Annotated in this window: 27 protein-coding genes and 2 pseudogenes; 17 read left to right on the top strand and 12 right to left on the bottom strand. The window is 46.8% G+C overall.

All coding sequences use genetic code 11. From position 1 onward, the window contains the following. Nucleotides 1-67: 67 nt before the first annotated feature. Nucleotides 68-316 (bottom strand): hypothetical protein, encoded by a 249-nt coding sequence (locus tag PP175_RS07330; protein ID WP_272442133.1) that lies wholly within the window; start codon nucleotides 314-316, stop codon nucleotides 68-70. A gap of 108 nt (nucleotides 317-424) precedes the next feature. Beyond that, entirely contained in the window at nucleotides 425-1,051 is a 627-nt protein-coding gene (gene recU, locus PP175_RS07335; RefSeq protein ID WP_272442134.1) for a Holliday junction resolvase RecU, read from the bottom strand. 114 nt (nucleotides 1,052-1,165) lie between these two features. Here recU and PP175_RS07340 point away from each other — a divergent pair, with 114 nt between their 5' ends. Genes PP175_RS07340 through PP175_RS07350 form a run of 3 tightly spaced genes read left to right on the top strand, consistent with a single transcriptional unit; the run spans nucleotide 1,166 to nucleotide 3,548 of the window. Further along, nucleotides 1,166-2,275: an alpha/beta fold hydrolase gene (locus PP175_RS07340; RefSeq protein ID WP_442870455.1), complete on the top strand. Its 1,110-nt coding sequence runs from the start codon at nucleotides 1,166-1,168 to the stop codon at nucleotides 2,273-2,275. Beyond that, nucleotides 2,262-2,897, top strand: coding sequence for a nitroreductase family protein (locus PP175_RS07345; RefSeq protein ID WP_272442136.1), 636 nt, complete (start codon nucleotides 2,262-2,264; stop codon nucleotides 2,895-2,897). The genes PP175_RS07340 and PP175_RS07345 overlap by 14 nt, the downstream gene beginning before the upstream one ends. 48 nt (nucleotides 2,898-2,945) lie before the next feature. Then, nucleotides 2,946-3,548, top strand: coding sequence for a DedA family protein (locus PP175_RS07350; protein WP_272442137.1), 603 nt, complete (start codon nucleotides 2,946-2,948; stop codon nucleotides 3,546-3,548). A 23-nt stretch (nucleotides 3,549-3,571) separates the two neighbouring features. Here PP175_RS07350 and PP175_RS07355 read toward each other — a convergent pair whose 3' ends face one another. The 3 genes from PP175_RS07355 to PP175_RS07365 are packed head-to-tail and all read right to left on the bottom strand — an operon-like array spanning nucleotide 3,572 to nucleotide 4,659. Next, nucleotides 3,572-4,141 (bottom strand): manganese catalase family protein, encoded by a 570-nt coding sequence (locus PP175_RS07355; RefSeq protein WP_272442138.1) that lies wholly within the window; start codon nucleotides 4,139-4,141, stop codon nucleotides 3,572-3,574. Nucleotides 4,142-4,162: 21 nt separating this feature from the next. Next, nucleotides 4,163-4,423: a spore coat protein CotJB gene (locus PP175_RS07360; RefSeq protein ID WP_442870456.1), complete on the bottom strand. Its 261-nt coding sequence runs from the start codon at nucleotides 4,421-4,423 to the stop codon at nucleotides 4,163-4,165. A 5-nt stretch (nucleotides 4,424-4,428) separates the two neighbouring features. Beyond that, a complete protein-coding gene (locus PP175_RS07365) occupies nucleotides 4,429-4,659 on the bottom strand; it encodes a spore coat associated protein CotJA (RefSeq protein WP_272442140.1) in 231 nt (76 codons plus the stop codon). Nucleotides 4,660-4,813: 154 nt separating this feature from the next. Here PP175_RS07365 and PP175_RS07370 point away from each other — a divergent pair, with 154 nt between their 5' ends. Together PP175_RS07370 and PP175_RS07375 are read left to right on the top strand one after the other, a co-directional pair. Next, a complete protein-coding gene (locus tag PP175_RS07370) occupies nucleotides 4,814-4,990 on the top strand; it encodes a hypothetical protein (protein ID WP_272442141.1) in 177 nt (58 codons plus the stop codon). A gap of 19 nt (nucleotides 4,991-5,009) precedes the next feature. Continuing rightward, nucleotides 5,010-5,462, top strand: coding sequence for a hypothetical protein (locus PP175_RS07375; RefSeq protein WP_272442142.1), 453 nt, complete (start codon nucleotides 5,010-5,012; stop codon nucleotides 5,460-5,462). Nucleotides 5,463-5,867: 405 nt separating this feature from the next. Here PP175_RS07375 and PP175_RS07380 read toward each other — a convergent pair whose 3' ends face one another. Beyond that, nucleotides 5,868-7,475, bottom strand: a complete 1,608-nt coding sequence (locus tag PP175_RS07380) for a DUF4127 family protein (RefSeq protein WP_272442143.1) — start codon at nucleotides 7,473-7,475, stop codon at nucleotides 5,868-5,870. Nucleotides 7,476-7,641: 166 nt separating this feature from the next. On the opposite strand from PP175_RS07380, the gene PP175_RS07385 reads away from it, so the two are divergent. The 3 genes from PP175_RS07385 to PP175_RS07395 all read left to right on the top strand — a co-directional run bounded on the left by PP175_RS07385 (nucleotide 7,642) and on the right by PP175_RS07395 (nucleotide 10,244). Continuing rightward, a complete protein-coding gene (locus PP175_RS07385) occupies nucleotides 7,642-8,070 on the top strand; it encodes a CBS domain-containing protein (RefSeq protein ID WP_272442144.1) in 429 nt (142 codons plus the stop codon). Between the two features lie 11 nt (nucleotides 8,071-8,081). Next, nucleotides 8,082-8,576 (top strand): YhcN/YlaJ family sporulation lipoprotein, encoded by a 495-nt coding sequence (locus tag PP175_RS07390; RefSeq protein ID WP_272442145.1) that lies wholly within the window; start codon nucleotides 8,082-8,084, stop codon nucleotides 8,574-8,576. A gap of 90 nt (nucleotides 8,577-8,666) precedes the next feature. Further along, the gene (locus tag PP175_RS07395; RefSeq protein WP_272442146.1) at nucleotides 8,667-10,244 is read left to right on the top strand and encodes a peptide chain release factor 3; all 1,578 of its coding nucleotides are present in this window, start codon (nucleotides 8,667-8,669) and stop codon (nucleotides 10,242-10,244) included. 15 nt (nucleotides 10,245-10,259) lie between these two features. On the opposite strand, the gene PP175_RS07400 is transcribed toward PP175_RS07395, so the two are convergent. Continuing rightward, nucleotides 10,260-10,970, bottom strand: coding sequence for a S1C family serine protease (locus PP175_RS07400; protein ID WP_272442147.1), 711 nt, complete (start codon nucleotides 10,968-10,970; stop codon nucleotides 10,260-10,262). A gap of 144 nt (nucleotides 10,971-11,114) precedes the next feature. Here PP175_RS07400 and PP175_RS07405 point away from each other — a divergent pair, with 144 nt between their 5' ends. Both PP175_RS07405 and PP175_RS07410 read left to right on the top strand, forming a co-directional pair. Further along, entirely contained in the window at nucleotides 11,115-11,333 is a 219-nt protein-coding gene (locus tag PP175_RS07405; RefSeq protein ID WP_272442148.1) for a hypothetical protein, read from the top strand. A 66-nt stretch (nucleotides 11,334-11,399) separates the two neighbouring features. Next, nucleotides 11,400-11,774 carry a hypothetical protein gene (locus tag PP175_RS07410; RefSeq protein WP_272442149.1) on the top strand — a complete coding sequence of 125 codons (375 nt, stop codon included), beginning with the start codon at nucleotides 11,400-11,402 and terminating at the stop codon, nucleotides 11,772-11,774. A 64-nt stretch (nucleotides 11,775-11,838) separates the two neighbouring features. On the opposite strand, the gene PP175_RS07415 is transcribed toward PP175_RS07410, so the two are convergent. Beyond that, nucleotides 11,839-13,326, bottom strand: a complete 1,488-nt coding sequence (locus PP175_RS07415; protein WP_272442150.1) for a hypothetical protein — start codon at nucleotides 13,324-13,326, stop codon at nucleotides 11,839-11,841. A gap of 91 nt (nucleotides 13,327-13,417) precedes the next feature. Then, nucleotides 13,418-14,500 (bottom strand): isocitrate/isopropylmalate family dehydrogenase, encoded by a 1,083-nt coding sequence (locus PP175_RS07420; RefSeq protein WP_272443208.1) that lies wholly within the window; start codon nucleotides 14,498-14,500, stop codon nucleotides 13,418-13,420. A 218-nt stretch (nucleotides 14,501-14,718) separates the two neighbouring features. Between PP175_RS07420 and ytxJ the strand changes: the two genes are divergently transcribed. Further along, nucleotides 14,719-15,036: a bacillithiol system redox-active protein YtxJ gene (gene ytxJ / locus PP175_RS07425; RefSeq protein WP_272442152.1), complete on the top strand. Its 318-nt coding sequence runs from the start codon at nucleotides 14,719-14,721 to the stop codon at nucleotides 15,034-15,036. A 43-nt stretch (nucleotides 15,037-15,079) separates the two neighbouring features. On the opposite strand, the gene PP175_RS07430 is transcribed toward ytxJ, so the two are convergent. Beyond that, a complete protein-coding gene (locus tag PP175_RS07430; RefSeq protein ID WP_272442153.1) occupies nucleotides 15,080-17,230 on the bottom strand; it encodes a cell division protein FtsA in 2,151 nt (716 codons plus the stop codon). Nucleotides 17,231-17,572: 342 nt separating this feature from the next. Here PP175_RS07430 and PP175_RS07435 point away from each other — a divergent pair, with 342 nt between their 5' ends. The 5 genes and pseudogenes from PP175_RS07435 to PP175_RS07455 all read left to right on the top strand — a co-directional run. Further along, nucleotides 17,573-18,670 carry a bifunctional 3-deoxy-7-phosphoheptulonate synthase/chorismate mutase gene (locus PP175_RS07435; protein WP_272442154.1) on the top strand — a complete coding sequence of 366 codons (1,098 nt, stop codon included), beginning with the start codon at nucleotides 17,573-17,575 and terminating at the stop codon, nucleotides 18,668-18,670. A gap of 260 nt (nucleotides 18,671-18,930) precedes the next feature. Continuing rightward, a complete protein-coding gene (ccpA, locus tag PP175_RS07440) occupies nucleotides 18,931-19,959 on the top strand; it encodes a catabolite control protein A (protein ID WP_272442155.1) in 1,029 nt (342 codons plus the stop codon). Between the two features lie 24 nt (nucleotides 19,960-19,983). Then, a complete protein-coding gene (locus PP175_RS07445; RefSeq protein WP_272442156.1) occupies nucleotides 19,984-20,676 on the top strand; it encodes a 5'-methylthioadenosine/adenosylhomocysteine nucleosidase in 693 nt (230 codons plus the stop codon). A gap of 274 nt (nucleotides 20,677-20,950) precedes the next feature. Beyond that, a complete protein-coding gene (locus tag PP175_RS07450; RefSeq protein WP_272439345.1) occupies nucleotides 20,951-21,091 on the top strand; it encodes a hypothetical protein in 141 nt (46 codons plus the stop codon). A 189-nt stretch (nucleotides 21,092-21,280) separates the two neighbouring features. Then, nucleotides 21,281-21,706, top strand: a pseudogene (locus tag PP175_RS07455) (reverse transcriptase domain-containing protein); the annotation flags it as partial. Nucleotides 21,707-21,790: 84 nt separating this feature from the next. Here the strand turns inward: PP175_RS07455 and xerA are convergent. Together xerA and PP175_RS07465 are read right to left on the bottom strand one after the other, a co-directional pair. Further along, nucleotides 21,791-22,753, bottom strand: coding sequence for a site-specific tyrosine recombinase/integron integrase (xerA, locus tag PP175_RS07460; protein ID WP_272439344.1), 963 nt, complete (start codon nucleotides 22,751-22,753; stop codon nucleotides 21,791-21,793). Next, nucleotides 22,746-24,659, bottom strand: a complete 1,914-nt coding sequence (locus PP175_RS07465; protein ID WP_272439478.1) for a tyrosine-type recombinase/integrase — start codon at nucleotides 24,657-24,659, stop codon at nucleotides 22,746-22,748. The genes xerA and PP175_RS07465 overlap by 8 nt, the downstream gene beginning before the upstream one ends. Nucleotides 24,660-24,745: 86 nt before the next feature. On the opposite strand from PP175_RS07465, the pseudogene PP175_RS07470 reads away from it, so the two are divergent. Continuing rightward, nucleotides 24,746-25,591: pseudogene (locus PP175_RS07470) on the top strand (reverse transcriptase domain-containing protein); the annotation flags it as partial. Nucleotides 25,592-25,747: the final 156 nt, after the last annotated feature.

Genomic DNA, 25,747 nt, shown 5'->3' on the forward strand with positions numbered 1-25,747 from the left:
TACCGAACGGTACGTACGGTGGTGTGAGAGGTCGGGGGTTAATCACCCCCTCCTACTCGATTGTGGATTACTTCTTAGCCGTTTTTACAGCAGCTTTAGCAGTCTTTTTAGCTACGTGTTTTTTCTTAGCTGTGCTCTTTTTAGCTACATGTTTCTTAGCAGCTTTCTTCACTGCGTGTTTTGGAGCCTTCACCGTATGTTTTGCTGCTGCTTTTGTATGAGCCTTGGCCGGCGCACCTGTGGCCGCAAATGCGGAACCGGTTAACCCTACTGCTAGTGCGGTTGTAAGCATTAAAGATGCTGCTAATTTTTTCATAAAAAACACTCCCTTAGCCATGTATAGTGGAACAAATTCAACTAAAGTATAGGCGCAGAGCATTAGAAAAAAATGAGAAAACAATAATAATTAGAAAAAATTTCCTCACTAATAATGTTCCCGGATTACTTTAAGATAATCGAGCCGGGGATGAAGACCTAAGGGAATGAGGTGGCCATATTCTTTAATATATGTATAAGGAATAGACTTGCGCCCTCCTTTGTCGGCTTGTTCCCAAAAGGAGATAATATGCCCCGCGTCAAGCAGATAGGTCTCGTTATGGCATGTAAATCGAATAATGGCAAACGAGATTCCCTTATGTCTGCACACGAGTCCCATATGCTTAATCTGGTGTTCATGAAAGTTGCTCAGAGGCAGGGCGGTTTTGTTTGCTGTTTCTTTCGCCTCAAAATCGAGATGCCTGCCTTCGTATATCCCGTTATAGTCTGTAGTTGAAGGCTGCCTAAAGTACGCTTCTCTTATCACAGCGGCAGACCGGTTCGGATAATCTACCTTGACAATCTGGACGGGAGTGGGCTTCTTATGTACGGATGCGATTTCATTGGATACGTAGAAAGCGTTCGTCTCGTTAACGTCTTCTTCAAGCGACATGCCACGCCCCGCAGCGCTGCTGTTCTTTTTAAACATTCCAAGGAATTCTTCAGCCTTCATGCGATCGGGTAAAGAAGCAAATGACTGATTTTTTTTGCCATTGGGATAATGAATTTTTGCCATTTTGTTTGCACCACCTACTCTAATCATAACAGAAATTTTACCCGGGTTCTCATTTATCTCCAGCAACAGGTATAATAATAGGAAGAGGAGAGGGGGCTAAATATGGATATTTCTATGCAAAACGTGGCAAAACGGTGTTTTGAGACAACTTACACCCTTGAGTGCGGGCAAACGATCCCCGTTCGTATTGGCTATGAAACATACGGACAGTTGAGCAATGATAGGAAGAACGCCATATTAGTCTGCCATTTTTTCAGCGCGAACAGCCACGCAGCAGGAAAATACCACCCGGATGATGCAGAGCCAGGCTGGTGGGATATGCTTATTGGACCGGGGAAGGCTATTGATACGGATCGATATTTTGTTATTTGTACGGATACGCTGTGCAATATCCAGTTGAAAAACCCGCATGTGATTACCACAGGCCCAGGTACAATCAATCCAGAAACAGGGGATTGCTACGGGATGGCTTTTCCGCAGTTTACCTACCGGGATATGGCAGGCATCCAGTTTAAAATCATTACGGAAATGGGCATTGAAAAGCTCGTGGCCGTAATAGGGCCATCCGCGGGAGGCATGCAGGCATTAAACTGGGCGGTGCACTTTCCGGATAACGTAGAAGCAGTTGTTTCTGTTATCAGTGGGGGGGCATCACCAATTCTCACTTCCTTAGCCTACCTACAATCAGCGATTGACGCGATCAAACTGGATCCAAACTGGCGAGAAGGCAGCTATTACGGGGAGTCCGAACCTGAACAGGGGTTGGCCCTTGCGCTGCAGTTAATGAACCTGGGAGCTTATCAGTACGGCTGGTATGATGCCAACTACAAGCGTGTCGCGGCCGATATCGCCCCTTATCAGTCTTTGAACAATCCTCCCACCTTTCTCACACAGTTTAAGGAAGCCATCGCACAGCGGATGAACACATACGATGCAAATCATTACTTATATACGGCCCGCGCGGCCATGCTGCACAATATTGCCAATGGGTTTTCTTCCATGGAGGAGGCGCTTAGCCGCATTACAGCAAGGGTTCTGATGATTCCATGTAAAACGGATTTGCTTTTCCCTCCCCAGTACAGCTGGGAAGTGGTTGACATCATTAATAAGGCAGGCGGTCATGCAGCGTGCTATGAGATTGACAGTCCGCTTGGACACATGGCCGGTGTACTTGCTGCTCATTTGTTTGCGGACCAGGTGGCGGCATTTATTGAGGGTTTTTAACAAAAAAACTGTTGAAGATTTTAAGAAAAGGCAGGAGAATACAGTGGAGGAAAACTTATTAGCGGTTATTAAATCCAGGCAGAGTATCGGGAAGGTGACAGAACAGGAGGTTCCCCGGGAGATACTCGTGCAAATCATTGAAGCTGGCACCCGCGCGCCGAGCCATTATAATACCCAGCCGTGGAAGTTCTTTGTTATGACAGGTAATGGCAGAGACCAGCTAGGCCAGGCATATGGAGAAATTGAAGTGTTGAACAAAGGAAAAGACGCCGCGGAAGAAGATAAGAAACAAATGTATCAGAACAAATATAAAAAGGCTTTTCGCGCGCCCGCTGTCATCGCCGTAGCCTGTTCACCTGTTGACAATGGATTGGCTGTGGAGCCGGAAGAGAAGGCAGCTGTTGCTGCGTGCATACAAAACATGCTGCTGGCCATTCATGCTTTAGGTTACGCTGCGATCTGGCGCACCGGAGAAGCTTGTTACCACCCGCTTATGCGGCAGAAGTTTGGACTGGGCGAACATGAAACGATGATGGGTCTGATTTACATTGGGCGACCTGCAAGCGTTGTCCCACAGCGGCCCCGCGTGAGTGTTGAGGAAAAAGTAACATGGTTGTCATAAGATTGGATCGGCGTATGCTGGAGCAGTAGGGGATCATAAGGAGCGTCTATGAAGGATTCTATTTTTCATTTTGTTATACATTACGGCTACATGGGCATCTTTCTTGCCCTTATGTTTGGAATTATCGGTGTGCCCATTCCCGATGAAATTCTCATGATTTTTGCCGGATATCTTGTTCATACCCACCGCCTGCTCCTTCTGCCAACCTTGCTTGCAGCTTTTCTGGGCAGCGCAGTTGGCATTACGCTCAGTTACTGGCTTGGCAGAGGGCTTGGCGGCGCGATTATAGACAAGTATGGAAAGCAACTCCACCTTACACCGGATAGGCTTGAAAAAGTTCATCGATGGTTTGAGCGATTTGGCAGCTGGGCCCTCGTTCTCGGGTACTTTGTTCCCGGTGTGCGCCATTTGACCGCTTATACTGCGGGCATGAGTAAATTAAGCGTGCGTGTTTTTGCGCTGTATGCTTATATAGGTGCGCTGATCTGGGCCGCAACATTTATTGCGATCGGCGTATTCCTGGGTAGAAGATGGGCTGCAATGGCTGGGATAATCCACCATAACTTGCTTTTGATCTCATTGTGTGTGATCGGATTAGTGCTGTGTTTTTTCCTGTGGAAGAAATACGCAAAAGAGGCGGGTCCTGATTAGACAGGAGTCCGCCTCACTCTTTTTTAAAAAATTTTCTTTTTTGTTTTTTCTTCCTTAAGTATTTCGACAGATTCACGGAAGCGCTGCGAATGCACAATTTCTCTCTCTCGCAGGAAAGTTAGACCGTCTTTTAAATCGACGTCATCCGTCATATTAATCAGCCACTGATAAGTCGCCCGCGCTTTTTCCTCAGCGGCAATATCCTCATATAAATCAGCGATTGGATCCCCTTTGCTTTGAATGTATTTGGCGGAAAAGGGTACACCCGATGCATTTTGATAAAATAGTGACTTGTCGTGATTGACATAGTGGTCAGCAAGGCCCTCTCGTTCCAATTCTTCAGGAGTAGCATCCTTCGTCAACTTATAGACCATTGTGGCGATCATTTCGAGATGCGAAAGTTCCTCTGTCCCAATATCGTTTAGCACGCCAATTACTTTATCCGGTACGGTGTACCGCTGGTTTAAATACCGCAGAGCAGCAGCCAGTTCCCCGTCCGCCCCGCCATACTGTTCAAGCAATAACCTTGCCATGCGAACGTCGCACTTGCTTACGCGAACTGGGTACTGCAGCTTTTTCTCATATATCCACACAGATACTACCCCTCCTTTTAATTAAACTTGCCAGGGCCAGGGCGTATTGGTCCACACCCATGGCGCTGAAGTAAAACTGTGTCCTGCATGCATTAGTGGACCGTACTGAGCTTCAAACTGCTGCTTGAGCATTTTGCTCTGCTGGGCAAATTCGTTGTACTGGTTAATCGCCTGCTGGTCATCAGGATGGGTGTTGAGGTAGAGGTTAAGCTCGAAACACACAAAATCAGCCTGCTGGATCTGCAGCAGCTGATCATAATAGTTGGCGTCAGGCTTTAGCATGGATTTCATTCATCCCCTTTCCCGTACTTATTCTTATAGGGGCTGTCGTAAGGTGCATACAATGCCGGCCATAAAGTGCCATGGGCTAATGCCTCCTGGGGCGTGAACTGGGGCAAAGAAAAAGGCTGGTACCCCAAGTAAAGGGCAGGCGGCGTTTCGTATGTTTTTTTTAGCATGGGCGGGCACGGATCAAATGGACCGTGGAAGACCCGGTATTTCTTCCGGTAAGTGTACATGAAATGTTCTCCTTTCAACTCAATCTGTCACTAACATATGGCGAACAGAGCCTGTATCATTCCACCTTTCTAATATCTTCCTTTGCCTGTTTAGGCGACTGTGGTATAACTGTAAAGGGAGAAAAGTGTGGATTATCATGAAGGAGGAAACGGTATGGAATATGCGATTATGACACTGCTGGTAATCGGGATTGCCGTTCTGCTCTTTAGCTTTACGAAAGAAAAAGAACAGAATAACAATCTAGAACATAAATTAGAGAATTTTTCGATGAGCGTCCTAAAGGAACTTCACCAAGTGCAGGACATGATTAAAGAAACACGAGAGAAATAAGCAAGGTGGGGAATGTTTTATGAATAGAAGCGCATTAAGAGGATTTGCATCCGGTGTGATTTTGGCAACCGGCGTGCTGACTCTCGCCTATTATGTAGATAGGCCTGCCACGCAAGCTGCCCCAGTGCAGCCTGGCATGCAGGGCACGCAATCCGCCGCTGGAGGATTGCAAGCTCAGCTAGGCGCCGGGGTGCAAGACCAGCATGCTGCAGGAGCTGCGCCAAACCAGACTGCCCAGCATGAGCCAGCAAAACCTAAACCAATTTATAAGATAAGCCTGAAAGTGGACCGGGGAACAACACCGGAAGATGCCGCTTCCCAGCTTGAAAAAGGAAAGGTTATTCCGGATAAGAAAATACTTATTAAATACTTTGTGAACAATCGTCTCATGTATTCTTTAAAACGAGGTACACATAACCTAAACAGCAATATGACAATCGCACAAATCGCCAGCAATCTTATTAAGCCCTAAAGATTAGCCCGCAGCGGCCTTCCCTGATGTGGAATGGCCAGCCTGCGGGTTATTTTTTGTCGTAGAAGAAAGTATAAGGTCCCTTTCTCTTTGTTAATATGGAAAGTTGATGTGCATTACAGTGTTGAAATGCCTATAGCGATTTCTTAAACGGGACCTCTGGTCCCGAAACATTCCAAGAAAAACATCGTGAGGCGCATGTCCGCACCTTTCTTTCCCCCTGTGGAGCGTGTGGAACAGAGGGCGAAAAAGACCGGCAACCTGTCTCCATCATTGAGTTACCCAGATGTTGCACCTAAACGGTATAAAGGAATCTAAGGCCATCGCCTGCGCTTACGCTTGCCGCTAGCCAAGATTCCCTAATGCCGGTCCGTCCGTCGTTCCACAAAGCGGCCGCAAAAACTTCTATGAGGGGAAAGGAGAGAGCGGCATGGCCCGCGATGTTTTTCTGAGCACAAAATGATACCTGATTTCAAAAACGCGATCCCATGGCAATTCAGCTTTGGCGATCCTGTAGCGAGGCTTCACAACGATTCGCTTCCCGCCGCGCATGGTTGCAAACGTAAGCAAATCAATCAACAGGTTGCTTTTTTGTGTGATGTCGTCTCCGATTTGTTTCTCCTGACCGGCAGTGAGTCTGCCGATTGACGAATATTTGGCTGCATATTCCCCGCGTTTGATGTTGTTGAAGTAATAGTCCTCGACATACCTGGTGAGCATCCACTTCTGATAGGCATCATTCCAGGTTGGCTGATCCCGTATCATTTCCATGTGTGCGAGCAGGAGACCCAGGGCGTTGCCGCTGGTATTCCATCCCGAGTAGCTTTCAACCTTCGTAAACAGTTTCTGCCGGAGAAAATTCTCTGTCCATGTTGTTGTATTCCCGTTAGCTGTGGCGGAAAGGTCTGCAACCCCCTTAATTGATCCTTGATTTTCATTTGCCCATCGCTCTACTTTGTCCATCGATTCGTCGTAAGAATGGACATAAATGTGCATAGGCGGGGAAATGGATGCCGGGTTATCAGGCTGTAGCAGTTGAATCTTATCATGAATAACGTTTTCCAACGGCTTTCCATCATAAGCGCGCACGCGACCTTTTTCCAGTTCATGAGAGAACGTGACCACATACCGGGAGCCGGTGTGATTAATCTCATTTTTATAGCGTGCAAGCAGCAACGCTGTAAGGTCGTCAGCACCTGACATGATCCGTACGTTACTTAGCTGATTTTCAGATATAAGGGATTCAATTGCCTTTTCGCTTACTTTAGGAATACCCATGCTGCTTGTGTCATCGAGCCCGATGAGAAGTTCACGCACCACGCCCGTTTCTGCCCAGTTGATGAGTTCGTATTGCACCCGCAGATTTTGCTGGAATAAACCCATGTAATCTTTTACATATCGAGCGGGAATAAGCTTTTCAATATCGCGCATAATATTGCGAATCCGGTCCGCCTCTTCTGTGGAAGGTGCGTTTAAAAGCTGGTTGTACCTTCGCCCATAGATCACCAGCTCGGAATTGTATTTAGCGGCTTTGGATAAATAGGCAGGCATTTCCCGTGGAATAATGTTCAATATGTAGACGTTCTTGCCGGGGTGTTTCAGGAGAATATTTTTTAACTCTTCCAGCCTGTACATATTTGCTGTGTACGTATTGATGAGCCTTCCCTGTACGATTCCGCCGTTGAGCCATTCAGGTATCCCAATAAACACAGCATCGCAGCTGGCAATGTTTTTTACCAAGAATGCCTTAAGCTTACTGTAGTCTGCGGCTTTTTGGAAGTGATCGAGGCCCGAGGGTGGAAGAATAACCCTGGCTCCTGCCATCTGTCCAAGTAAGGCCACATAGTCTGTATTGACCGGCCTGCTGTCGAGAGGAATAAGCAGCACCCTTTTACCGTGAAGGGAATGAGTATAAACCCACATACTTTTCATTCCGGTTTTGTTCGCAGGGGATGGTGCGCATGCTGTGAACAGGAGGCAAGCGGCAAATAACCACAACAACGTTCTTTTCATTTTTTTCACCCAAAGGCTATTATGCCTCTTTCACCCATCGGTTGGAAGGATTTTTTACATATTTCGGCCGAAGGCATGTGAAGTATTGTCCGTGGTTTTAACACATATTAAAGATGGGGATAGCAACACTCCCCTGTACTATTTATACGAAAGAGGAGGGGATTGTATGACCCAGCGTCTTGAGGAAATTATGACAAAGGTCGTAGCAACCGTTCGCCCGGATCAACCGATTAGGGATGCGGCGAAAATTATGCACGAGTATAATGTCGGAATCGTTCCTGTCGTGGAAAACGGACAATGTGTTGGCATGCTTACGGATAGGGACATTGTCATTCGCGCCACTTCCAGCGGCAGGGATGGCAATACCCCGATAAGCAATATTATGACCAAGAATGTCGTTACCGCATCCTCGCAAATGGATGTACATCAGGCGGCTAACCTTATGGCCCAGCACCAAATCCGTCGCCTGCCAGTCGTGGACAATAATCAGTTAAACGGTATCGTATCCCTCGGAGACCTTGCTGTAGAGGAAATTTATGAGAATGAAGCAGGGGATGCTCTCTCCAACATTTCCTTAAACGACAACTATGCATAACGGAGGATAACATGCGGGGAGTAAAAACCGCTGGTGTTTTATCTGCTGCATTGTTCTTAGGCCTTGCTTTATCCGCCTGCGGGCCGGGTACAGCCCGCACAGACAATGTGCATTCCAATCAAATGGGAATCCGAAAGAACCATACAGGGGCCCAGCCATTTATCGGCCAGGAGAACAGCCGGACAGCCCGCCGGATGTCGCAGCTTGCTGCTAATATCAACGGCGTCACCCGTGCTACGGCTCTGGTAAATGGCCGTGACGCGGTAGTAGGAATAGAAGGGGCGCAGCCTCATAATCGTAAAATGCTTGAGCGTCATGTGCAGCAAACGCTTAAGCGCGCTGAACCGGGTTATGCTATTCATGTCACAGCGGATCCGGGCTTAAATCAGAGAATCAGGACGCTCAATACGCAAATGGGCGCCGGACAACCCATCCGAAATGTAGGCCAGGATATTTCGCTGCTTATCCGCGATATCAGCCGGACGATAACCACTCCATTCCGTTAAACAAAAGGCCGCTCACCTGAGCGGCCTTCGCTCTTTTATGCTATAATAGAAGGCAGACTGTTTAAGTTTAACGGAGGCGTTTATTAATATATGATGGAATCAAGAAAGACATTTGCAATTATTTCCCACCCTGACGCCGGGAAAACCACCCTAACGGAAAAACTCCTCTATTTCGGTGGCGCTATTCATACGGCCGGGATGGTTAAAAGCAAAAAATCTGCACGGCAGGCTACGTCCGACTGGATGGAGATTGAAAAACAGCGCGGTATATCGGTAACATCCAGTGTGATGCAGTTCTCCTATAATGGCTACCATATCAACATCCTGGATACACCCGGTCACCAGGACTTCAGTGAGGATACGTACCGCACGCTGACAGCTGCCGATTGTGCAGTTATGCTGATCGATGCGGCCAAAGGGGTAGAGACCCAAACTATTAAATTATTTGAAGTATGCCGGATGCGCGGGATTCCTATCTTCACGTTTATCAATAAAATGGATCGGGACGCCCGTGATCCGCTTTCCCTGCTTGAAGAGCTTGAGGAAGTGCTGGGTATCCGCTCATGTCCGATGAACTGGCCGATTGGTTCAGGGATTGATTTTCATGGCATTTATGATCGGGAGAAGCAGCATGTTGAACTTTTTAAGCGGAGTGAGCCAAACAGCCGCCGTATCCTTCCCGTTTTCACGAATGATAATGGCGATCAGGAAGTGAAATCGACCATAGGGGATGCGCTGTATGGCAAGCTTGAGGAGGATGTGGAACTTCTAGACATTGCGGGTGATCCGTTTGACAAGGAAAAAGTGGACCGTGGACAGCTGACGCCGGTGTTTTTCGGGAGCGCCTTGACTAATTTCGGTGTTCAATCGTTCCTGGAATATTTTCTTGACCTGGCACCTGCTCCGGCACCCCGGGAAAGCGACAAAGGCGTCATAACCCCGGATAATAACAAATTCTCAGGTTTTATCTTTAAGATTCAGGCCAATATGAACCCGGCACACCGGGATCGGATTGCCTTCCTGCGAATATGCTCGGGGACGTTTACAAGAGGCATGACGGTGCAGCATGTGCGCACAGGCAAAAAGATCAAACTCTCGCAGCCGCAGCAGTTTTTGGCGCAGGAGCGCAATATCGTGGAAGACGCCTACCCGGGCGATATTATTGGCCTGTTTGATCCCGGAACATTCCGGATCGGCGACACGCTGGTAGAAGGGAACACCGCCTACACCTTTGCAGGCGTGCCCCACTTCTCTCCTGAGATCTTTGCCCGCGTTCGGGCGAAGGATGCCATGAAATATAAGCAATTCCATAAAGGTGTTGAGCAGTTGACGGAGGAAGGCGCCGTCCAGCTTTTTACAACAGCTGGACCCGGCGCAGATAATATGATTATTGGGGTTGTTGGCCAGCTGCAGCTTGAGGTGTTTGACCATCGCCTGCGCGCAGAGTATGGGGTGGAGGTAGAGATCCATACGCTTGGATATTCATTAGCCCGCTGGGTGAAGGGTGATGTCAAACTGGAGGAACTCAACCTTATCCAGTATGGCGGGAGCCTGCTGGCACGCGACCGGGAAGGGCGCCCTGTTGTTCTTCTGGAGAATGATTATGCAGAACGTTGGGCCAAAGAAAAGAACCCTGATGTGGAATTTGTCAGCACTTCTTACGAATAATCCCACACTGTTTGTCTACACATATTTCCGGAGAAACGGTTTAATGCTGTCAATACCGATGGCAAAACCTAGCCCATGGTTGTCCCGGATAATAAACGCATTCATGCCGATTGCTTCACCATTCATGTTGATAAGCGGACCCCCACTGTTGCCGGGGTTGATTGCAGCATCGGTCTGAATAATATCTTCATAATTTTTCCCGGCTATCCGAACGGGACGGTTTTTTGCAGAGATGACGCCGGTTGTCACTGTATTCTCCAGTCCAAGCGGATTGCCGATTGAAATAACAAGCTCCCCTACACGCGCTTCCCGGGAAGAACCGAGCGGAAGAGTCGGCAGGGGAGCATTGTTTTTTATTTGAAGGAGAGCCAGGTCTCGTTTGGTGTCTGTCCAGACCACACTTGCTTTTTTCGTTTCTCCGTTTGAAAGCTTCACTTCGATAATGCGGGCATGCTGGATCACGTGTTCGCTTGTCAGGATGTATCCTTGTGGGTGAATAATAAACCCGGTACCGAAACTGCGACGGACTTCTCCCCTCGGTGTCATAGAAGGGAAGAGGAAAGATTGCAGAGCGTCCATCATGGTATCGTTTACTTTGTGATCCTCTGTTGTGATTGAGATGATAGCGGGCTTTGCCTTTTCAACTATTGGCACAAAATAATTGGCCGGATGGAGATAAGAAGGCTGACGTCCTGCGGCAATTGTAAAGCTGTGTTTGCGTTTCAATTGATGACCTCCTCGCTTCTTGCCGTTTATTCATTCTATGTACAAAAGGTGAATTATGAAACCCCTCAATATTTTTAGATAATTCGTATAAAACAGGGCAGAAAGGGTAAGAATACAGGGTAACCAAACAACCAGGAGGAAATCATGAGTGAAATGAGTGAAATGAACGAATATTTTTCCATTGGTGAAACGTTTAAACCTTTTGCCTGGAAGGCAAATTTTGATATGGATTTTTCGTCTGAATGCCTTTACTGTGATTCCAGCGTATCAGGCTTGCAAGGCTATGTAGTAGAAGATGCCAAAGGGGGCTCCCAGAGAATCGCTATCTGCCCTGCGTGCCAGCGTGTTAACGCACGTTATTAAAGGTGATGAAGCGCAACCTTCCCGAATAGGATAGTAGCAGAAAGTGCTCGGGGAGGAGAAATGCATGTGGAAAAAAGATGCATGAAATGTCAGGCGTTGATGGAGCTGAAATTGCGCAGGGTTGTCTATATGAACCACATGGAAATTGACCATGTGCCCATTTATTCCTGTTCACAATGTGAAAACAATCAGCTTGTGGAGTATGTGAAGGAAGATCTAAAAAAACTGCTGCACGAGATAGGTCAGATGCATACCTTCGAAGGATGCATTTCATTTGCTTGCCATTCGCCTTTTTCGGATCTATTGCTGCGCCTCAGCCAGCAATCCTACGCCTCAATCGATGATTTGCTCGATCTGTACTTGCTGGCTCTTTCGCTAAAAGATAGAATGTGGGTTGCTGAAATTGAAAGAGAATTGGCTGAACGGGTGAATTGCAAATAAAGATTTTTTCAATTAACAAAAAGGGAGGTTTTCCGATAAGGAGATCCTCCCTTTCTAGCGTTTGCTAATGAACTGGATGGGCAGCTATCCAGGTGTTTTTCTCGTCGATCAAATACTGGATTTTTTCACTTGGCACTCCGTTAATGAGCAGCAGAAGGGATTGTGAATAATCTAAATCATCCCGTGTTAATTCATAGTAGTCGGGGTTAGGGTGGGGCGAAAGGTTTCTCCGTAAGGCATAATAGAGATCATGATCGGACTTAACCCATCGTGGAGCTGTGTTCTCAATGCCCTTAAGAAGCAGGTCAGCGAGAACCTTTTTATCCGGGTCATTAGTCTGAAGGTACCGTTCGTAAAGATAGTTCATATTAGCGGCCTGGTGGTTGAGGGCAGTGTGGGAAATTGAAGCGTTTACTCCTCCAACGTAATCGGGAATAAGCAAGCCTGAGCCGATTTTTAATCCGGTTTTTAGTATATAGCTCTTCTGGTAGGCATCCCATTTTGTGAGCGCATGGGCTATCGCATCATCCGATCTGTTTTTAAGCAGGCGCAGGAGAAACGTTGCGTTGTCGGCGTTGCGGCGGTTATCTATATATGTATAGCTGGTTTTATATTCACTGTACAGCCAGTTCGAACGAGGGTAGGTCGGCCAGCATCCCTCGGTGTTTTGCGTCTTCACGGCGCAGTAACCCAGATGGGTTGCGACATCATTAAAGATTGTTCCGTAATCTGAAGCGTTAAGATAGGGCAGACTGTGCAGCCCTTCTCCATTTGCCGGGTTGCGGTAAAACGATCCGGGTTGGTAAGGCGTATACGTTGTTTCATCGGGAGAGTAGGCTCCATCCAGACTGAGCATTTTGCCATTGTCGAAGCCTATGTTCATAGCCTGGGACGCGGCCTCGTCTTGATCCCATTTCACCAGCGGCTTGGCGGATAAGATACCCCACGTTTCAGCAAGTGTTGTCTGCGAAGACGGAAGTGGAATAGAATACGTAACGCCAGCGTTGTTCCGAATAATAGAAGCTGGCTTCTCTGCTTGCTTTTTTTCCTGAAGAACGGTGTAGCCCAGCGGATGGAAAACAGATGCGTTTCCAATTCGATAATAAAGCCTGCGGCCGTCTACATATAATGGTGTATGAATCGTTGTGGGAAGAGATGGGGCTGTTTTCCAACTGCCTATTTTGCCTGCAATCGGAAGTGCTACCCGAACGACTGCGGGATCTGCAGCGGTAATTTTCAATAAAACCTGGTTAATCGGAGCCCGATCAAAGTTACGCGCAAAATAGAGAACGTCTCCGTTATCGATTGCAGCAGTCGTTAAGCGGAATTCTCTACCGCTGCTGCGGTAGTAGTAATGCGTATAGGTGGCGTGTTCATAGTGTTCAGTTGTGATTTGCGGCTTGACAAGTGATGCCCATCCAGCTAATTCAATGTGATAAGAAGGGTTAGATTCATGTGGCATTTTAACGGGTATAACTGCGGATGCGGATACGGAAGTCGTCCAAAAGACAAATACCACGATAAAAAATAACAGGTTGCTTTCTCGTCTCAAACTGCCATCCCCTTTCCGGAAAGGTAAAAAAAAGTCCATTACCTATTTTATTCAGCAATGGACTTTCTATTAGTTTAGACGTTATAGAAGACTAAAAGTTCTGCATAGTGGACCATACATCAAGTTTCGTTTTGATTTTGTCAATGATGGCATCAACGAACTCAGACGTGGTTGCGCTTCCGCCCAGATCCGATGTGCGTATACCTGAACTTACTGCCTCAATGGTAGCTTCATAAATAGCACGGGAAGCCATATTTGCTTTAGGATCGTTAAAGTAAGTGAGCAAGGATGCATTGGCAAGAATCATGGCCATAGGGTTGGCAATGTTCTTACCGAACAGGCTTGGTGCTGTACCATGCGGTGCTTCAACCATAACGGTTTCCGTGTTGAATGATTCATCAAAACCAAGCAGCACAGACTCTGCGCCTGCAATGGATCCGAACATCTGCAGAACCATGTCGCTCAGGCAGTCGCCGTCACGGTTTAGAGCTGGAATAACCATTGCATCACCCGCAGAAGAAAGAAGGAGTGCATATGTAGCGTCGATCAGCTGTGGTTCATATTGAACAGTCGGATATTTTTTGTGCGCCTCATCCATTTCTTCCTTCAGCATACCCTCATACACAGGGCTAACCGTATATTTTGGTCCGCCGAATACTTTTGCGTTGATTTTTTTGGCATGGCGGAACGCAAACTCGGCAACAGCACGGCAAGTTGCCCGGTCGATCGTTTCCGTGCGGTATGCCTGTTCGTTAAGCCCTTCCCCCTCACGCCATTCTTTTGCACCGTAAGCATCGCCAACGGCCATGCGCACGACAGAAATTGGGGCATAAGCACCTGCAACCGGCAGAATGCCAGGAATGCGGCGGCCTGTCCGCACGATTACTTTCCCGTCAATCTCGCGGCGAAGGATCGCGTTAGGGCTTCCGACATCGCCTTTTTGTTCAGGCGTAATCGTAGCTGCTTTAATCCCATAACCGTGCTTTTTCATAGCGCGAGCAGCTTCGTGAACGATTTCATTTTTTGTTTCACGGCGTTTTCCAAGGCTCAGATCATACGTTTCAAAATTAATTTCTAGACCAATTACGTCCGGTTGAAGGACGCGGAGCGATTCGTCAAGCAGTTCCTGGCCAGTTTGGTCCCCCTGCATGACTACAACTGTCTTATTCAAAATAATCACCTCATCTATGTTTCTTCCTCGTGTAGGTTAAAATGACATACAGCCTTATTTATTATGCATTACTTTGCAGAATAACTCAATGCGTTTGTCGAAACGGCAGTTTTTTCGCTGACAAAGCAGCTAATTCTTTCGCATTTCAAGCAAGACAAACCTAACGGAAAAGGGTAAGATAGAAAGGAAAATAAAACTATTTGGGTTAGGAGTGGTTGGCAATGGCAGAGATCGCAACCGTTGAGGAACTGGACCAGTTCTTAAGTCAAAATCCGGAAGCAATCCTTTTTAAGCATAGTACAACCTGCCCGATCAGCGCGCAGGCCCATAATGAATTCATGGCTTACACCAGGGGAGATGTAAAGCCTTGGGCGCTTGTGATTGTTCAGACAGCACGCCCTGTTTCCAATGAAATAGCAGAACGTTTCGCCGTTAAACATGAATCCCCGCAAGTTCTGTATGTAAAAGACGGCAAAGTCGCCTGGCATACTTCGCACTGGAATATTACGGAAAGCAACCTGACGAAGGAAATTAAGTAAAATGAAAAGCGCTGCAGATACTTCTGCGGCGCTTTTGCTTTCGCTACTTCCAGCGGAGCTCCAAAATATCGCCGGTTTTAACCGGGTCGTTAAATGAAGCAGGTTCCCCATTGATTGTTGTAACCAGGGTCTTTCCAGCGTCAAAGGATTGAATTTCCTGTTTCACATACCGGAAAGCATCGCTAAAGACCGCGTCACGCTTAAAATGGACCTCAACGACGATGGTCGCATTTGAATGAATGGGGTGTGACGTGTCCACAGGTTCACCGTCCAGCAGGATTTGCATTTCGCTGCAAGGAATGCGAATGGCTTCCCCGTTGAAGGTAACCTGGGTAGCCAGATTTGTCAAATCCTCCACTGGCAATACATCTCCTACGGTTGGCGGGGCTGGTGTCTGGTGCTCATAAGTGAGCGCATCTTTCGGACCCAATTTATCATCAAGCGCTGCGGGATGTCCGTTAAGCCAGAAGCTATAAAGAGAATAGGGGTACGCATGAGGTTTGCCATTGACTGTGTAAGAGAGCCTCTCCATGTTCATGTCCGGGTGCAGCAGCTCAGCTGCCTGAAGAACCTGTCGTACCGTCTTTGGAAGGAAAAATTCTATCTCATCCCGATCGGATAGCGGCCTGTCCCAGTCTGCATCTTGACCATTTACTTTTAGATAAGGCGGAAGATTAAACGGTGTACCGTTTACGAATACATCCAGTGTGCTAACCTCTTCCATAATGGTTGACGATGTTGCCGCAGCTGGCAGCCCGTCACATCCCGTTTCAAATGTGATGCTGTCGCCTGGTTTTATGATAGCGTCCAACTGAGCGGGTTCCCCATTTAAAACCAGCACCGGCGCGGTGCCATGCTGCCCGGGAATAATCTTCATTCGGCCGTTAACGGAAATCGTCATGGCCATTCCCGGGCGGCCGTGCATCCGTTTAATATCCACCCCACCATACAGGAGGACCTCTCCAAGCGTCATCTCCTTTAAATCGAAAATTCGAAGCTGCTCACCATTGAGATCGATGGTTAAATATTTAATGGGGTGCCGGTTTGCCGCAACGGCGATTCCAAGAGGGGTGACAAATTCAGGGCCATTTAAATCCGCCCTGTCTGTATAAGATTGAATGGCCTCCGCCCCGCGGACGGCTGCACGCGCCGCAGGAAGTTCAAGGCGTTCAGCGACTTTGGAGGCAAGGGCAGGCGTTAAGCTGCCCCCGCCAATCATCATCACAGCCTGCGGCGCTCTGCCGTTCAATTCAAGTATCCGCTCGCTGATAAGCGCTGCGAGCCTGTTAATCTCCGGCTCAATCTTCTCAATAATTTCGTCTCTTGTGCAGGTATATTCCATGCCCAGAATGTCAGAAAAAGTAACTTCTTCCCGGTCAGAAAGCTGCCGTTTTACAGTTTCAGCGACGGGAAAGTCGAGCAGAAATGCTTCGCTTAACGCCTCTGTAATTTCATCGCCTGCAGTTGGCACCATGCCATATGCGCTCACCGTGCCTTCTCCTGTTATGGCAATATCCGATGTTCCCGCTCCAATATCCACCAGTGCCACATTAAGGCGGCGCATCGTGGACGGAACGAGCACATTAATGGCGGCGATGGGTTCGAGCGTAAGAGCCTGCATTTCCAGTCCGGAACGGCTAAGCGCCGCTATTAATGAGTCGACAACCACACGCGGAAGAAAAGTGGCGATAATATCGACGCCCGCTTCCTTTCCGCGCTGGTCCACTAAGTTTCCAATGATTTCTCGGTCAAGAAAGTAATTTACTACGCTGTAGCCTACGCAGTAATATTCCGTATAATTATGGTCATTGCGCTTATTTGCCAGGCTGTGTTGAGCCTGCTGTATAGCCGCTAACTCAAGGGCAATGATATCGTTCTCTTTAAGCTGGCCCCTGGCGGAGATGTCCACAGTTGTTTGTGCCCGGTCGGTATGAAGCGAACGCCCGGCCGCGGCTACCGCCACATGGGTTAGCGTCTCTCCTGATTCCAATTCAAGCTGAGTTTTAACGCGGTTTATCACATCGGCTACTTTCACAACATCATGTATCTGCCCATCAAGCATAGAGCGTTCGGCATGCTCTTCGCGGGCGTAGCTGGCTACCCGGAATTTATCTCCATCTGGCTCCGCTAACAGCCCGACCACACTGCGGGTGCCAATATCTAAAGCGAATATATATTTGTTGTTCTCTGTCATCTTTGCATCTCCTTAACACCTGTCCGTTGTAGGAACAGTCCACCTTACTAGCTGCTTATAGACAAACCGCACCCACTCCTAATAAAAAAAGGGTATGTACCTCATATAAATAGACATGGCTGACGCCAAACTATTAAAGAAGAAGTGTTAGCTGCGCTTTGGTGGATAAAAAAACCTACTCTTGCCGCACTCCTTAAGTAATTCGATGCATCTGCTAAAAATCCTTTGTTGGAATTTTTAATATACAATGACAAAATTTCAATAATGCGATATAATTGAGTTTAATATTTTTATAAAGTCATCTGGTTCAGCCAGAGAAATGCCAGGAGAGGTGGAGAATAGATGAGCAATGAAAAGTTAGAGCAGCTTCGCAGCGAGCTCGACCAGGTAAACTTGAGTATATTAGAGCTGATTAATCAGCGGGCTGTTCTTGTTCAGGAGATTGGAAAGGTAAAGTTAAAGCAGGGTGTCAACCGGTTCGATCCTGAACGCGAACGCCAAATGCTCAACCTTATTCTGGAAAACAATAAAGGCCCGTTTGAAGATAGCACGATCCAGCATCTTTTCAAGCAAATTTTCAGCGCCTCTCTGGAACTGCAGCAAGATGATAACCGGAAAGCACTGCTTGTGAGCCGCAAGAGAAAGAAAGAAGATACAGTCGTAGACTTTGGTTCCGTAGCTGTGGGCGGCGGAGAACCTATTCTTGTCGCAGGGCCTTGTTCAGTGGAATCTTACGAACAGGTGCGCCAGGTAGGGGAGGCACTCAAAGCTAACGGGCTTACAATCATGCGGGGTGGCGCTTATAAACCACGCACGTCACCGTATGATTTCCAGGGCCTTGGCGTAGAAGGGCTTAAAATATTGCGCAGGGTAGCAGATGAACTTGGCCTTAAAGTTGTAAGTGAGATTGTATCGCCTGCTGACATTGAAATGGCAACGGAATATCTAGATGTTATTCAGATTGGTGCACGGAACATGCAGAACTTTGAACTTTTGAAAGCTGCCGGCCGTGTAAAAACGCCGATTCTCCTGAAGAGAGGATTGTCCGCAACCATTGAAGAATTTGTTCATGCTGCTGAATATATTGTTTCCGGCGGTAATACGCAAGTTATGCTTTGTGAACGCGGAATCAGGACTTATGAGAAAGCCACACGCAATACGCTCGATATTTCGGCAGTTCCGATTTTGAAGCAGGAGACGCACCTCCCCATATTTGTCGATGTTACCCACTCAACGGGGCGTCGTGATCTGCTGCTGCCAACCGCAAAAGCGGCATTAGCAGTCGGAGCGGATGGCGTAATGGTTGAGGTCCATCCTGACCCGGATGTGGCGCTCTCCGACGCTAAACAGCAAATTAACATCCCTGCGTTCCATGATTTCGTGGCAAAACTGCGTGAATCTGGGCTGTATAAGGAAAATGCACTTACAGGGCAGCTATAAAAAGTAATAAATTGGAGACCGGTACGAATTCCTGCAAAGGATCCTACCGGTCTTTTTTGATGGAAGGAAGTATATGCTTTAAAAACAAATAATAGGTAATACAATTGCGGGTCTTTGGCTGTTGCTTGGCATGCAGCCAAGTTTTCTCATGTGATTATCTGAAACCGATTGCACCTGCGGGAATTTTATCGTATGATAAGAAAAAATTTGAAAATCAATGAAAACCATAATATGGAAAAATATAGCAGGAGGAATTGACATTGCCGGTAACAATTTATGATGTGGCACGTGAAGCAGGTGTTTCAATGGCTACTGTATCGCGTGTTGTGAATGGAAATCCCAATGTAAAGCCAACGACCCGCAAGAAGGTGCTGGCCGCAATCGAAAGGCTCGGCTATCGCCCAAATGCGGTTGCCCGCGGTCTGGCAAGCAAACGAACGACTACAGTAGGGGTTATCATTCCCGACATTTCTAACGCATTTTTTGCTGAACTTGCCCGTGGAATTGACGATATAGCAAGCATGTACCGCTATAATATTATTTTAAGCGACTCGGATGAACGGGTTGAGCGCGAACTGCATTTAACAAACACTCTTCTTGAAAAGCAGGTAGATGGGATTGTTTTTATGGGAAGGGAAATTACAGAGAATCACATGCAGGTATTTACTACAGCATCTGTGCCGATTGTGCTGGCAGGAACCAAAGATCCAACAGGCCAGCTTCCTTCGGTGGATATCAGCCATTATGATGCCGGTTACGATGCCACCCGCTTTTTAACAGAAAAGGGACACACTCGGATAGCGATGGTTACAGCACCGCTTGGGGATCCGCTTGCCGGTATGCGCCGATTCGAGGGCTATAAGAAAGCTCTTGAGGAAATTGGGGTTTCGATGAAGGATAGCTATGTTTATAATGGCAACCACCGCTATGAGTCTGGAATAGCAGCTGCCAAACAATTTCTGTCGCTGGTCGAGCGGCCAACGGCTGTATTCGCAGCAAGCGATGAGATGGCTGTAGGCGTGATCCATGGCATTCAAGACAGCGGTCTGCGTGTTCCTGAGGATATTGAGGTCATTGGATTTGACAACATCCGGCTTGCCGAAATGGTCAGACCGCGCCTGACTACGGTCGTACAGCCTATGTATGATATTGGGGCGGTTGCCATGCGGCTGTTAACGAAATATATGAACAACGAAAAAGTGGAAAATCATATTGTGATTCTGCCGCACCGGATTGAAGAGCGGGAGTCGACAAAAAAAGCCGAGAGTGGCAGTGAAACAGAAGAGTAACTACAAGGAGAAGGAGCGGTTGGTTTGAAAATCGGAGTTATTGGGGCGATGGATGAAGAAATCTTCCTTTGCAAGGAGGCAATGAATGTACAGCATGAGCAGGAGAAGGCCGGCATTCGTTTCTATGAAGGAGATTGGCAGGGTGTAGATGTCGTTCTCTGCAAGTCGGGCGTTGGAAAAGTGAACGCCAGCATTTGTACCCAGATTTTAATCGATCTCTTTTTTGTAGACCGGGTGATTTTTACCGGGGTTGCCGGTGCTCTGCACCCCCAACTGGAAATTGCCGACATTGTTGTATCTACAGACTGCCAGCAGCATGATATGGATGTAACAGCCCTGGGATTTGATCGCGGGATCATACCCTATTCACCTAAATCCGTTTTTGCGGCAGATCCGGAGCTTGTAGAAGCTGCAGTAAAGGCCAGCAAGCAAATCATCGAGGGAAAAACAATAACAGGGCGCATACTCTCAGGCGATCAGTTTGTGGCTGACCGTAACCTCGTCAAACAACTGCACGAAGAAATGGAAGGGGCCTGCACGGAGATGGAGGGTGCGGCTGTTGGCCAGGTCTGTGATATGAATGGTGTTCCTTTTGTTATTATCCGTTCGATGTCAGACAAAGCGGATGGATCCGCACACGTTAACTTTGCTGAATTCACACAGCTTGCATCCCGCAGGTCCTATGAAATCCTTAAAAATATGCTGGCACACTTATAATACGGTTAGCACTAAAAAAGCTTGTTGACAATAGCTCAACAAGCTTTTTTTAGTGCGCCCGGCATGGGCATTATCTATAGGGTTCAAGTCCCGAATGGTGAAGGCAGTAGTAACCATAGCTTAAGGCAAGGGTGTCGACCGTGAGGTCGAATCTGAAGGAAGCCGGCGGCAAACCTCCGGTCTGAGGAACACGAACCTCATATAAGGCTAACATTCGTTGGATGAGTCTGCTAAACAAGACGAAGTCCATACTGCCGAAGGCGAATGAGAGTAAATGAGGCAGATAGATGGAGGGGAAGATAATGTTCTTACCCGGGGAGATCTGTCTGACATGCCGAGTTCCCTTGGCAACCTTATCCGTGAGGATAAGCTGAACAGACAGAAGTCAGCAGAAGCCATAGTACATGGGTTGTGACGACAAACCATGGAAGGGCTGAACATTATGGAGAATGAAAGACAAGGCGTTCGAAGACACGCGATGAAGGCAGACAATCCGAAAGGACTTATCTGAAGGAAGAAGTGGTGAATCCACGGGGAACTTCAGAAGGGCGGAGTGTGCGTTCGGCACAAATTGGGCCTTTCATTCACGCAAGGAGTATACGTTATGATTGAACAATTGCTGTCACGGAACAATCTCTTACTTGCCCTAAAGCAAGTGGAACGGAATAAAGGAAGTCATGGCGTGGACGGTATGTCAGTTAAACTCCTACGAGCACATATTAAGGAACACTGGCATGACATTCGCCGTTCCATCGAGATGGGCTCCTATAAACCGAGCCCAGTCCGTCGGGTCGAAATCCCGAAACCGAACGGCGGCGTGAGGCAGTTAGGCATCCCTACCGTGACCGACCGTTTCATTCAACAGGCACTTGCGCAAGTATTGACGCCTCTCTTTGACCCTGGCTTTTCTGACCATAGTTATGGATTCCGCCCTGCAAGGCGTGGACATGATGCCGTAAGGAAAGCGAAGCGCTACATGCAGCAGGGATATAGGTGGGTGGTCGACATGGATCTGGAGAAATTTAGCGATATTAATTTAGAGTGGCCCTCGCCTATTTAAGTTAATTAACGTTTATTATCTATGTTTTTCTAATTAAATCGCAGTATTTCAGAATTACGTACCCGTTCGGGCACCGTAAGGTGCTTGAAAACAAGTTACTGGTTTACCGCATAAGCCTATGACAGTACGCATTTTACGCATCGGATGGCGTTGAGAAAGTTGTTTTAAGTCTGTAATGGTGATGTGTAGATAAATTTGAGTCGTATTTAGGCTCTTATGGCCTAATAATTTTTGAATGGCCACTAAATGAGCGCCTTCTTGCAAAAGGTGAGTAGCACATGTATGTCGCAATTTATGGGGAGTGACTTTCTTATCGATACCAGCTCGTGCCGCATATTTCTTAACCATAAACTGAATAGCTCGAGAAGTTAGCGCACCTCCCTTTTTGCTGACAAAGAGCTCAGAAATAGTGCTAGTTCTAGAAGTGAGGTAATCCTTAATGACGTCTTCAACGATTGAATCCAGTGGTACATATCGCTCCCGTCCCCCCTTTCCTTGAATCAGAATTCGTTTCTCTTCCCAATGGACATTACGTAGCTGGAGGGAGCAGATTTCACTTACTCGTAGTCCAACTGAGTAGATCAAAGTAAGGATTGCCCGGTCACGGCGGCCTAAAATAGTTGTGGTGTCTGGTTGGGTGAGTATCTGTTGAATTTCTTTGTTTTCTAAGACCACTGGAAGTCGTTCCGGTGTATCGAGAAGTTTCGGCCATTTTTTTCGTTCATCTTGTTTAGGAGTTATTATCTCCATAAGAATGAGATAGTCGATAAATGCTGAAAGGGTGGCCAATTTACGTTGCACAGCAGAAGAACCATTCTTACGGTCAACACGAAGGTAGCGGATATAATCCACAACCATTTTAGCTTTGGAGGGATTGTCCATTTGTGGGTAGTCATTTCTACAAAATGTTTGCCAAACTTTCATATCGATGGCGTAGGCATCGGCGGTTTTAGGACGACAACCTCGAACAAATTGGGTATAGTCGAGAAATTCTCTAAGAATGGCTTCATTATTCATGCTTTTTCTCTCCTGACACGGGTGGAATATTTCTGCGAAGTAGGCTAACGGCTTTTCTGATATCCTCGAAATCGGCGTGAGCATAGGGGGTGGTTTCTTTTAATGACTTATGTCCAAGTGCTTTAGCTATGACTTCTACTCTTCCACCTCGTTGGATAAGATGAGCCGTAAAAGTATGACGAATGGTATGAGGGCTAACAGGCTTTTCAATATGAGCAGCTTCGGAATATTTTCGTATACGCCTTGTTATGGTCCATGGTTTAATACGAGTTCCTTTTTGATTCAATAGGAAAGGGCCCGATTTGGCTTTGCGATAGAGTCCAACATACTTTTTTAAGTCGCCAATAGCTGCTTTAGGAATAGCTGTTTGACGATCACCTGATTTTCCTTCTCGTACATGAATCCAGCCTTCTTTTAGGTCCACATCTTCGATGTTTAGAGCACTCAGTTCTCCGACACGGAGCCCTGTTGCATAGAGTACCAAAAGAGTAATAAAGTCCGTAAAACCTTGGTTAGTTGAGCGATCAGGTGCAGAAAGTATACGTAGCATCTCTTCTTCCGTTAAATAGGTTTGTTCTTTCGGTTGTTTGGGTACCATTTTAAGTGCCTCCATCGGATTTTCAGTTCTCCAGCCACGGTCTATGGCGTAAGCCATAAATGAGCGAAGGTGGGATAGATTTTTGTCTATCGTACAAGGAGAGATTCCGGCTTGTCTACGAGCACTAAGCCAGCGAATGATGTCTACGGCACGTAACACCTCAATTCCTTTCTCCAGACAATGTGGACAGCCTACGGCAAATCGAGTAAGACTAAAACGAAATTCCTTTAACGTACCCTTCGAATATTTCTTCATACCCTCTGCAGTTCGAAGGAATTCTTGAATTTGTTCTGCTAATTTTCCTGTAAGAGGTTCAGCTATGGGAGTCATCGTATATTTTCGACGTAGTGGTTTATTTTGGCTAGATACGTTAACAATTTCCAACTTGGGTTTTGATGAACAAGACATTTCGTTGATAGGGTGTGACTCCAGTGTTGCTTCTATCTCTGGGTTTTGAATCCGAGTATAATGAAGGGTTGTTGTCAGCCGTTTATGGCCTAACCAGTCTTTGATTTGTACGATATTGCCTCCTTGTTGATACAGATGACTTGCACAAATATGGCGTAGTTGATGGGGGCGAAGGGATTTTTCCCACATCTCATGATATTTCCTAAAGGTAGCACCTATTAAGTTGTTGTCCATCGCTTCTTTCCGCCAGGTTAAGAATAGCGGTGCGTTAGGTTCAAGATCATTACGCGTAGCTAAATAAATCTGAAGTAATTCTAATATCTCATTAACGACGGGAACTCGCCGTTCTTTTCGCCCTTTTCCTTCTCGAATGATGAGAACTTGTTCTTCCCATAGAATATCTCTGATCTGTAAGTTTGCTGCTTCTCCAGCTCGAATGCCGGAGGCATACAAAAGAGCAAATAAGGCCAGATTACGCTTTCGGATAGGGTCGAATTGACGACGGCTCAAACAACTGTCGATTTGCCTTTTTAATTCCTTTAGGCAATCTTGAATTTCCTCTATTGAAGCGATCTCAGGTAAGGATTGATAAAGATCTAGATTCGTATACCTTAGATGACGAGCAGGATTTTCTAAACGTAATTCTTGCTGCACTAAATAATTAAAAAAAGAACGAAGTTGACTAATGATTACATTTCGGTATCCAAGAGATTTACTTTCTGTACGTTCAATACAGTAGTTCTCCAGGTGAACGAGTTGAACGTTTTGAAAGTTGATGGATAAGTTCTCCAGATATTGAGCTAGCTTTTTGAGTTCCCGCCAAGTAGCTTTCACCACTTTTGGCGTATATCCTCGAATAATGGTTTGATATTCTCGATAATCCTCGATGATAGATTCCATAAGATGTGTACCTCTCTGAAGTTAGTTTACAAGATCTCACGATCTTGTCTAGGGATGATCCTATGGGTCTATCTTATATCGCTAAAGAGAAATTCTTCGACAAAGTGAATCATGATCGGTTGATGAGGAAGGTAGCGGAGAAAGTAGAAGATAAAACGGTTCTTCTCTTGATTCGTCGATTTCTTCAAGCGGGTGTCATGATACATGGAGTTGTCAGAGATTCGGAAGAGGGCACGCCGCAAGGTGGTCCACTAAGTCCGTTGCTTTCCAACATCGTATTAGATGAACTGGATAAGGAACTGGAGAAGCGAGGACACAAGTTTGTCCGCTATGCAGACGACTGTAATATTTACGTTCGTACACGTAAAGCGGGAGAACGGGTGAAAGCATCGGTGACCAACTTTATTGAAGAAACACTCAAGCTTAAAGTGAATCAGGAAAAGAGTGCGGTAGACCGTCCATGGAAACGCAAATTTCTAGGATTTAGCTTTACCTTCCATGTCAATCCGAAAGTCCGCATCGCTCCCCAATCTCTGAAAAGAGTTAAACAGAAAATCCGCGCGATCACGTCCCGGAAGAGTCCGATGGCTATCGATGATAGAATCGAGGAACTCAATCAATATCTCATGGGATGGTTGGGATACTTTGCGCTGGCAGATACGCCAAGTGTTTTCAAAAGTCTTGATATGTGGATTCGCAGACGATTGCGGATGTGCCTATGGAAACAGTGGAAACTTCCCCGTACAAAAGTAAAAAGGCTTATCGCTTTAGGTGTTCCTAAAGCAAAAGCCTTCGAGTGGGGTAATTCCCGCAAGGGATACTGGCGTATTTCCAACAGTCCTGTCCTGGATCGAACGTTGAATAATCGATTCTTCGAATCGCTTCAGCTTAAGAGTCTGGCAGAACGATATGACTCGTTGCGGAGTACATAATGAACCGCCGTATACCGAACGGTACGTACGGTGGTGTGAGAGGTCGGGGGTTAATCACCCCCTCCTACTCGATTCGTATAATAAACTATATATTGCTTTAAAGTGTTAAAGTTGTTTGGGATGGGTACCGCTAGGTCCCTTTCTCTCTGGATATCA

It is taken from the genome of Aneurinibacillus sp. Ricciae_BoGa-3, from assembly GCF_028421645.1.
GTDB lineage: Bacteria > Bacillota > Bacilli > Aneurinibacillales > Aneurinibacillaceae > Aneurinibacillus_B.